The sequence below is a fragment of the Mycobacterium sp. genome, from assembly GCF_032162605.1.
Taxonomy (GTDB): Bacteria; Actinomycetota; Actinomycetes; order Mycobacteriales; family Mycobacteriaceae; genus Mycobacterium.
Window position 1 is genome coordinate 1 of sequence record NZ_JAVROT010000162.1, and the last position, 9549, is coordinate 9549.

A 9549-nucleotide genomic window follows, 5' to 3' on the forward strand; every position below is an offset into this window, starting at 1 on the left:
CTCCGCCGCGGTGAGCGCGGCGGAGCGCGCCGAAATCGCTTAGAGGGAGTCGACGAACAGGCGGTGCACGCGTCGGTCACCGGTCATCTCGGGGTGGAACGCGGTCGCCAACGTCCGCCCCTGCCGCACCGCGACGGGATGTCCCGCGGCGCGCGCCAACACCTCGACCGACGGCCCCACCCGCTCGACCCACGGCGCACGGATGAACACTGCGTGCATCGGCGCCTCGAGTCCGTCGAATGCGATGTCGCCCTCGAACGAGTCGACCTGGCGACCGAAGGCATTGCGCCGCACGGTCATGTCGATCCCCCCGAGCGGCAGCGCCTCCCTGCCGGGCACGCCTGCGTCGGCGATCTCGGTGGCCAGCAGGATCATCCCCGCACACGATCCATAGGCGGGCATGCCGTCGGCCAGTCGGGCCCGCAGCGGCTCGAGCAGTTCGAATTCGCGCAGCAGCTTGCTCATCGCCGTCGACTCCCCGCCGGGTATCACCAGGGCGTCGACGGAGTCCAACTCGCTAAGCCGCCGCACCGTGATCGCCTCGGCGCCTGCCTCCACTAGAGCTGCCAGGTGTTCTCGCGTGTCTCCCTGCAGCGCAAGGACTCCCACGCGCGCGGTCACTTGGCGGGCGCGGTGAAGTCGCGCTGGTAGCGGGTCAACCCCTCCTGCACCACCGCCGCGACCATCTCGCCGTACTGGTTGAAGAGCTTGCCCTCCGTCAGCGATCGTCCGCCACAGGCCGACGGCGAGGACTGGTCGTACAGCAGCCACTCGTCGGCGCGGAACGGGCGCATGAACCACATCGCATGGTCCAGCGACGCGACCATCAGGTGTTTGCGCTCGTCGGGGTGATTCACCTGCGCAGAGCCAAGCAGCGTCAAGTCGCTCAGATAGGCCAGCGCGCAGATGTGCAGCACCGGGTCGTCGGGCAGCGGATCGGTGTGCCGGAACCACACCTGCTGTTGGGATGCCTTGCCGGGCAACAGTGCCACCGCGTCGCGGGGCACGATGCGGACATCCCACTCCGCGAACTGGGCGAACCCGGCGTCGTCGAACGCGCCACCGGAACGAAAGCTCGGCAGGTCGTCGGGTGGCGGCGCCTTCGGCATGGCGTCCTGGTGTTCGATCCCGCTCTGGTCGGTCTGAAACGACGCCGACATGGAGAAGATGGTCTCGCCGTGCTGGACCGCGTTGACCCGCCGCGTGGCGAAGGATCCGCCGTCGCGCAGCCGTTCGACCAGATAGACGGTCGGCGCCCTGGCGTCACCGGGCCGCAGGAAGTACCCATGCAGGGAATGCACTTGATAGCGCGGGTCCACCGTGCGAACGGCCGACACCAGCGACTGGCCTGCGACGTGACCGCCGAACGTGCGCTGCAGAAAGCCGGACTCCGGGCTGAACACACCGCCCCGATAGATGTTGACCTCGAGCTGCTCCAGTCCGAGGATCTCTTCGATCGACATACGGTTATTTCGACTCTTCGTGCAAGCGACTCATCGAAACCGACTACCAGCCGCGTTCGGCGAGCCGGTGAGGCTGCGCGATGTCCTCCACGTTGATGCCGACCATGGCCTCCCCCAGCCCGCGCGACACCTTGGCCAGCACGTCCGGGTCATCGTAGAAGGTGGTGGCCTTCACGATGGCCGCCGCACGCGCCGCCGGATCGCCGGACTTGAAGATGCCCGAACCGACGAAGACGCCCTCGGCGCCGAGCTGCATCATCATCGCGGCGTCGGCGGGAGTGGCGATGCCACCGGCGGTGAACAGCGTGACCGGCAGCTTGCCCGCCCGCGCCACCTCGACCACCAGGTCGTACGGGGCCTGCAGTTCCTTTGCCGCGACGAACAATTCGTCCTCGGACAACGAGCCGAGCCGACGGATCTCGCCGCCGATCTCGCGCATGTGCGTGGTCGCGTTCGACACGTCACCGGTGCCCGCCTCACCCTTGGAGCGGATCATCGCCGCGCCCTCGGTCAGGCGCCGCAGTGCCTCACCGAGATTGGTGGCGCCGCAGACGAACGGCACGGTGAACTTCCACTTGTCGATGTGGTTGGCGTAGTCGGCAGGCGTGAGCACTTCGGACTCGTCGACGTAGTCGACACCGAGGCTCTGCAGGATCTGCGCCTCGACGAAGTGACCGATCCGCGCCTTGGCCATCACCGGAATCGTGACCGCGGCGATGATGCCCTCGATCATGTCGGGGTCGCTCATCCGTGAGACGCCACCCTGGGCGCGGATGTCCGCCGGGACGCGTTCGAGTGCCATGACCGCAACGGCCCCGGCGCCCTCGGCGATGCGAGCCTGCTCGGGTGTGACGACGTCCATGATGACGCCGCCCTTGAGCATCTCGGCCATCCCACGCTTCACACGGGCGGTGCCAGTCTGCGAAGTATCAGCGGATTGCACGGCTATCTCCTCCAAATTGGTACCGAACCAGTCTAGTTGCCCCGCCAAATCGGTTTGAATCCGCAGTTCATCGAATGGACTGCAACGCCCGCGCCGACCCGCTCGACCCAGGTGCGACGATGGCGTTGGCCTCGGTGAGGAGCTCGCCGAGCTGCAGCGGGTACACCATCTCACCGCAGCCCACCAATTCGCCGATCGTCGCCTCGTCACACCAGCGGTGCCCATGGATGGTCCGGCGTTCCAGCGGCGTGTATCCGGCCGTCGACGGCTCAAAACGCAGGGTGCGGTAGACGAAGAACATCTCCTCGCTGCGGATCACCGAGCCGTTGAAGTCGAACACCGCGTCACGCCGCCACACCGGGCCCACCAGGTCGGCGGGACTGACACGCAAACCCGTCTCCTCGGCGAGTTCGCGGACGGCCGCGTCGGGAAGCGTCTCGCCGGGTTCAACGGCGCCGCCGACCGTGAACCACCACCGCGGCGCGGACTCCGTCGCCGGGTCCGAGCCACAGAACAACAACACGAAACCCAACTCGTCGAGGAGCACGATGCGGGCGGACGTGCGCTTGTACACCTGGCCGGAAGAACGCTGTGCGGCCCGTTCGGCAATCTCGAAATAGGTTGGCATGGCCGCGGTTCCGCCGAGTCGGAGCCACCGCACCAGCGGTCGCTCGCGCAGCGCGAGGGTGTCGCGCACGGCGTCGTTGTGAAAGCGCCGCCCCAGCAACACACGCGCCTCGGCATCCGCCATCTCCGCGACCAGCGCAACGGGCAACGACGCGGGATCGACCGACGCGAGCGCCGCCGACAACTCGTTCTCAGCGGATTCGCGCGCGTTGCGCGGGGCACGCTCGGCGGCATCGGCCAGGCTCGCCAGTTGTCTGCCCGCGGCAGCATTGCCGTAGGCGTCGGTGGCGACGGCACGGGCGACGACGGCTCGGCGGGCCAGTATCCCGTCGAGTGCCTGCCAGGAGAGGTCGTAGCGGACGTGCAGACGGTCCAGTCGATTGGCCGTCTGGAAGGCCCAGACACCGCCGACCAGAAGCACCGCCGCAAGAAGCGCGAGCGCGATGACCACGATCCACGTGATCACGCCATCTCCCCCGTCGACCCCCGGCTGGTCGCTTCACTCCTGGCCGCCCGCCTGCTCTCCCCGGTCGCTTCGCTCCTGCCCGCCCGCCTGCTCTCCCCGGTCGCTTCGCTCCTGCCCGCCGAACCCGCCACCCGCACCTTTGCGCCCGCCCCCGCGACCGTCTCGTAGACGCGCAAGATCTCCCGTGCCACCACCGACCAGTCGTACCTGCGCACCGCCTTGGTCCCGGCCACCACATATCGTTGCCGGGCGGCGTCGTCGGAGAGCACCTCGATCAATGCGGCAGCCAGTGCTGCCGAGTCGTCGACCGGCACCAGGCGCCCTGCGGAGCCGTCTTCGAGCACGCGACGGAACGCATCGAGATCGCTCGCCACCACCGCCGTACCCGCTGCCATCGCCTCCACGAGTACGATGCCGAAGCTCTCCCCGCCGGTGTTGGGCGCGCAGTACACATCGACGCTTCTCATGGCGGACGCCTTCTCGGCGTTGTTCACCAGGCCGAGGAATCGCAGGTGGCCGCCCAGGTCTCCCGCCTCCTCCTGCAACTCCTCCTCGACACCGCGTCCGACGACGAGGACCTCGACGTCGGGGACGGCCTCGACGAGTCGGGGCAGCGCGCCCAAGAGGACGGCCATGCCCTTGCGCGGCTCGTCGAAGCGCCCGAGGAACAACACCGACCGCCCGGGTCGCGGGTAGCCATCGAGCTTGCCTGCCGAGGAGAACGACTCGACGTCGAGGCCGTTGGGGATCTCCACCGCGTCGGATCCCAGCGCCTCCATCTGCCAGCGCCTGGCGAGGTCGGACACCGCGATGCGGCCGACGATCTTCTCGTGCCAGGGCCGGAGAATGCCCTGAAAGACACTGAGCGTCAACGACTTCGTGGTCGACGTGTGAAACGTCGCCACGATGGGCCCCTCGGCGATCATCAACGCCAGCATCGAGAGGCTCGGGGCGTTGGGCTCGTGCAGGTGAAGGACGTCGAAGTCGCCGTCGAACAGCCACTTCTTGACCTTGCGATGGGTGGCCGGGCCGAACCGGAGTCGCGCCACGGAACCGTTGTACGGGATCGGCACGGCCTTGCCGCCAGAGACGACGTAGTCGGGCAGGTCCGCCTCCGGTGACGTCGGCGCCAGCACGCTGACGTGGTGCCCATAGCTGCGCATCACCTCGGCGAGTTGCAGTACGTGGGCCTGGACGCCGCCGGGCACGTCGAACGAGTAGGGGCAGACCATTCCGATGCGCATCAGGTCTCCCCGGCGCCTGTGATCCGGGCGCGGCGCTCGTCGGAAAGGTCGGCAATCCACTGGGGTTGCAGCATGTGCCAGTCGGCGGGATGCGCGGCGATGTTCGTGGTAAACCGGTCGGCCAGCGCCTGCGTGATCACGCCGACGTCGCTCGACGAGAGATCCAGAGGCGGACTGATGTGCGTTGCCGCCACGTCGGGTTCGTAGTACGAGTGCACGGGCAGCAGTACCGCACCGGTCGCCAGCGCCAACTTGGCGGGCCCGGCGGGCAGCATCGTCGGCTCGCCGAACAGGTCAACGCGCACACCGGAGGTGGTCAGGTCGCGATCGGACATCAGGCAAACGAGTCCGTTTCCGCGGAGTCGATCCTTGAGAATCTCGAATGCGGGCCGGGCGCCACCGGTGAGCGGCAGCACCTCGAAGCCCAGACTCTCCCGGTAGTCCAGGAATCGCTTGTACAACGACTCGGGCTTGAGTCGTTCGGCAACGGTGGTAAACCGTCCGTGGGTGTTGGTGAGCCACACCCCCGACATGTCCCAATTGCCGCTGTGCGGCAGCGACAAAATCGCGCCCCGGCCTGCGTCGAGCGCTGCCGCAATGTGCTCGCCGCCGAGTGCCGTCTCGTCCAGCCGGCGGGCCAGGACCCGATGGTTCATCGACGGCAACCGGAATGCCTCTCGCCAATATCGCGCGTAAGAGGCCAGCGAAGCATGGATCAGGCTGCTCGGCACCTCGGCGGCGGGCACGCCGATCACCCGCGCGAGGTTCTTGCGCAGCTGCTCTGGGCCACGACCGCGCGAGGCGTACAGCGCGCCTGCCTCGAAGGCGTTGCGGGCGGCGAACTCTGGCATCGCACGCACCACCCGCCAGCCTGCGGCGTAACCCAGGTCGCTCAGCTGACCGCCGAGGGGCACCCGGAACCCCTGCACGCTCGGCAGACCCGCCGACGGCGTGCTCACGGCTCGCTCGCTTCCTCTTCGGAACCGTTGGGTGGCGCAGGCTTGGTGTGCATCGGCTCGATCGCACCCGGCGACGTGCGCACGGAGTGCAGCCGCTGACCCAGCGTGATCAGGCTCGCCACGGCCAACGCCCACATCGCCACTGGCAGCAACCAGGGCACGTGCAGGAACGAAACACCGGACAGACCGGCGCCGGCCAGGACGATGATCAACCTCTCCGGCCGTTCGATGATGCCGCCGTCACCCTTGAGCCCGTTGGCCTCGGCCCTGGCCTTGATGTACGAGATCACCTGCGAAGTGACGAGCGAGATCATCGTCGCCACCGCCAGCGAGGCGCTGTGGATGCCGAACGCGGCCCACCACAGCAGGCCGCAGAAGATCGCGCCGTCGCCTATCCGGTCGCAGGTGGCGTCCAACACGCCCCCGAAGGGGGTGCTGAAGCCGCGTTCGCGCGCCATCGCCCCGTCGAGCATGTCGGCGAGGACGAAGACGAACACTGCGAACGCGCCCCACCAGAGTTGCCCGATCGGGAACAGCGTGAGTGCCGCGATGACGGTGCCCGCGGTCCCGATGATGGTGATGCTGTCGGGCGTGAGTCCCATCCGCAGCGACGCCTTGGCCACCGGTCGACTAAGCTTTGCGTAGGCCGCCCTGGTCAACAGGTAGAAGTCGCTCACGCCTGCGCCGCCCACTCGTCTGCCAACAGCTGCCGAGTGTCCCGCAACAGCTGAGGGATGACCTTCGAGTCGCCGATGATGGTGATGAAGTTCGCGTCGCCGCCCCAGCGCGGCACGACGTGCATGTGCAGGTGCTCGGCGAGGCTGCCGCCTGCCGAATGCCCCAGGTTTAGTCCGACGTTGAAGCCGTGGGGCTTGGAGATGGCCTTGATGACGCGGATCGACTTCTGGGCGAAGGTCATCAGTTCGGCGCTCTCGGCATCGGTGAGGTCTTCGAGCTCCGAGACCCTGCGGTACGGCACCACCATCAGATGGCCGGGGTTGTACGGATACAGGTTCAACACGGCGTAGACCAGTTCACCGCGGGCGACCACCAACCCGTCCTCGTCCGACATCGCCGGAATGTCGCTGAACGGCTCCGACGACGACGCCGAGGTACCTGGCACCGCCTCGGCGATGTAGTTCATTCGGTGCGGCGTCCACAGCCTCTGCAGGTGATCCGGATCGCCGACTCCGCGGTCCGTGATCGTGTTTTCCGGGTCCACTGTCACACCGTGACCAGTTCGGCTGTGGGAGCGGCATTCTCGCGCCGGGCAATCCAATCGACGATGGCGCCGACAGCATCGTCTCGCGAGACTCCGTTGATCTGGGAGCGGTCGCCGAACCGGAAGCTGACCGCGCCCGCTTCGACGTCACGGTCACCCGCCAGCAGCATGAACGGCACCTTCTGGTTGGTCTGGGTCACGATCTTCTTGGCCATCCGGTCGTCAGTGGCATCGACTTCGACGCGCACGCCCCTGGCCTTCAGTTGCGCGGCGACGTCCTCGAGGTACGCGACGTGCGACTCGGCGACCGGGATGCCGACCACCTGAACCGGCGCGAGCCACGCGGGGAACGCCCCCGCGTAGTGCTCGGTGAGGATGCCGAAGAACCGCTCGATCGACCCGAACAGCGCGCGGTGGATCATCACCGGTCGCTGACGGCTGCCGTCGGCCGCGGTGTACTCGAGGTTGAATCGGTCGGGGAAGTTGAAGTCCAGTTGGATCGTCGACATCTGCCAGCTGCGGCCGAGTGCATCCCTGGCCTGCACTGAGATCTTCGGCCCGTAGAACGCCGCGCCGCCCGGGTCGGGCACCAGCTCGAGACCCGAGGCCTCTGCGACCTCGGCGAGCGTGCCGGTCGCCTCCGCCCAGAGTTCGTCGGAGCCGACGGACTTCTTGGGGTCCTTGGTGGACAGTTCGAGGTAGAAGTCGTCCAGCCCGTAGTCGCCGAGCAGTTCGAGGATGAACTGCAGCAGGGACGTCAGCTCGTGGCGCATCTGGCCGCGGGTGCAGAAGATGTGCGCGTCGTCCATCGTGAGGCCACGGACGCGGGTCAGGCCGTGCACGACGCCAGACTTCTCGTAGCGATAGACCGAGCCGAACTCGAATGCGCGCAAGGGTAATTCGCGATAGGACCGGCCACGTGCCCGGAAGATCAGGCAGTGCATCGGACAGTTCATCGGCTTCAGGTAGTAATCCTGGCCGGGCTTGCGCACCGTGCCGTCCTCGTCGTACTCCGCGTCGATGTGCATTGGCGGGAACATCCCGTCGGCGTACCAGTCCAGATGCCCGGACGTGTGGAACAGCTGCGCCTTGGTGATGTGCGGGGTGTTGACGAACTCGTAGCCGGCCTCGATGTGCTTGCGACGCGAGTAGTCCTCCAGCTCGCGCCGGATGATGCCGCCCTTGGGGTGGAAGACCGGTAGGCCCGAACCGATTTCGTCGGGGAAGCTGAACAGGTCCAGCTCGGCGCCGAGCTTGCGGTGGTCGCGGCGCTGCGCTTCCTCGATCAGTTCGAGGTGGCGGTCGAGTGCCTCCTGCGACTCCCACGCGGTGCCGTAGACACGCTGCAGACTGGCGTTGTCCTGATCTCCGCGCCAATAGGCGGCCGAGCTTCGGGTCAGCCTGAAGGCCGGAATGTAGCGGGTGGTCGGAATGTGTGGACCCCGACACAGGTCACCCCAGATCCGTTCACGCGTACGCGGATTGAGATTGTCGTAAGCCGTCAGTTCGTCGTTGGAGCCAGGGGGTCCGACCTCCATGACATCAGGATCGCCTGACTTGTCGTCGACGAGTTCGAGCTTGTAGGGCTCGTTCGCCAACTCTTCGAGAGCCTGATCCTTGGAGTCATACACGCGACGGTCGAACAACTGACCGTCCTTGACGATCTGGCGCATCCGCTTCTCCAGCGCGGCCAGATCCTCCGGTGTGAATGCGCGTGGCACGTCGAAGTCGTAGTAGAAGCCGTCGGTGATGGGCGGGCCGATGCCGAGTTTCGCCGCGGGGAACAGGCCCTGGACCGCCTGGGCCAGCACGTGCGCCGCCGAGTGGCGGATGACGCTGCGGCCGGCCTCGGTGTCGGCCGCGACGGGGGTCACCTCGACGTCCGCGTCGGGCACCCAGGAGAGGTCCCGCAGGTCGCCGTCGGCGTCGCGCACGACGACGATCGCATCCGGCGCTCCCCGGCTCGGCAGTCCGGCGTCACGAACCGCCGCGCCCGCGGTGGTCCCGGCAGCGACCCGGATCGGGGCTGCGGGGGCGGGGCTGGCGGCGGCGCTCATCGGTGGATCTCCTCATCGAGGGTGCGGGTGCGGGGAACGCGACCATGCTATCGGTGAGGGTGGCTAGGAACCCAGGCCGATGGGACTCTTCAACCACGGCTGCTCGATGCCGACGAGGCCAGCGGCGAAGCTGAGCGCCCCCAGCAGCCACAGCGTCGCGACCACGACCGCCGCGGTGAGGACGAAACCAAGTGCCTTCACCCACAGGCCTTGGGCCTTGAACCAGTCCATCACCCTGTCGTAGCGCTCACGTGTGTACTTCAGCAGCCGGTGCGCCCACTCGAATTCCGTGGCCAGGATCGCCAGACCGACGAAGACGATCGCCCAGCCGGGTCCCGGGTACGGAATCGCGAGGATCCCGAGACCGAGCACCGCGAGACCGACGACCCCGATGACGATGCGGTAGGTCAAGTCGGCCGTCGGCCGCTCGCGCAGTTGGTCGCGCCGCCGTGCCCATCGGCGCTTGAGGTCGCTCGCCGTGCTCATGGCTCAGCTCCCACTCGCTCCGGTCCTCGCTCGTCCCTCGCTGCGATCCTCACTCGCGATCGCCTTCGGTGCTCATGGCTCA

General features: G+C 67.5%; 10 protein-coding genes. All 10 read right to left on the reverse strand.

Annotated elements, in window-relative coordinates:
• Positions 1–39 precede the first annotated feature (39 nt).
• Complete coding sequence (gene pdxT, locus QOI01_RS09930; protein WP_526380380.1) at positions 40–621, reverse strand: pyridoxal 5'-phosphate synthase glutaminase subunit PdxT; 582 nt, start codon at positions 619–621, stop codon at positions 40–42.
• Positions 618–1463 carry an acyl-CoA thioesterase II gene (gene tesB, locus QOI01_RS09935; protein ID WP_526380382.1) on the reverse strand — a complete coding sequence of 282 codons (846 nt, stop codon included), beginning with the start codon at positions 1461–1463 and terminating at the stop codon, positions 618–620. Before tesB ends, pdxT begins: the two co-directional genes overlap by 4 nt.
• 43 nt (positions 1464–1506) lie before the next feature.
• A complete protein-coding gene (pdxS, locus tag QOI01_RS09940) occupies positions 1507–2406 on the reverse strand; it encodes a pyridoxal 5'-phosphate synthase lyase subunit PdxS (RefSeq protein ID WP_526380384.1) in 900 nt (299 codons plus the stop codon).
• Positions 2407–2473: 67 nt separating this feature from the next.
• Entirely contained in the window at positions 2474–3499 is a 1026-nt protein-coding gene (locus tag QOI01_RS09945; RefSeq protein WP_526380386.1) for an NUDIX hydrolase, read from the reverse strand.
• Positions 3496–4743: a glycosyltransferase family 4 protein gene (locus tag QOI01_RS09950; protein ID WP_526380388.1), complete on the reverse strand. Its 1248-nt coding sequence runs from the start codon at positions 4741–4743 to the stop codon at positions 3496–3498. Before QOI01_RS09950 ends, QOI01_RS09945 begins: the two co-directional genes overlap by 4 nt.
• Positions 4743–5702 carry a phosphatidylinositol mannoside acyltransferase gene (locus QOI01_RS09955; protein WP_526380390.1) on the reverse strand — a complete coding sequence of 320 codons (960 nt, stop codon included), beginning with the start codon at positions 5700–5702 and terminating at the stop codon, positions 4743–4745. The genes QOI01_RS09950 and QOI01_RS09955 overlap by 1 nt, the downstream gene beginning before the upstream one ends.
• Positions 5699–6379 carry a phosphatidylinositol phosphate synthase gene (gene pgsA / locus QOI01_RS09960; RefSeq protein WP_526380392.1) on the reverse strand — a complete coding sequence of 227 codons (681 nt, stop codon included), beginning with the start codon at positions 6377–6379 and terminating at the stop codon, positions 5699–5701. The genes QOI01_RS09955 and pgsA overlap by 4 nt, the downstream gene beginning before the upstream one ends.
• Positions 6376–6924, reverse strand: coding sequence for an ATP adenylyltransferase (locus tag QOI01_RS09965; protein ID WP_526380394.1), 549 nt, complete (start codon positions 6922–6924; stop codon positions 6376–6378). The genes pgsA and QOI01_RS09965 overlap by 4 nt, the downstream gene beginning before the upstream one ends.
• A 2-nt stretch (positions 6925–6926) precedes the next feature.
• The gene (thrS, locus tag QOI01_RS09970) at positions 6927–8981 is read right to left on the reverse strand and encodes a threonine--tRNA ligase (RefSeq protein WP_526380396.1); all 2055 of its coding nucleotides are present in this window, start codon (positions 8979–8981) and stop codon (positions 6927–6929) included.
• Positions 8982–9044: 63 nt separating this feature from the next.
• Complete coding sequence (locus QOI01_RS09975) at positions 9045–9467, reverse strand: TIGR02611 family protein (protein WP_526380398.1); 423 nt, start codon at positions 9465–9467, stop codon at positions 9045–9047.
• Positions 9468–9549: the final 82 nt, after the last annotated feature.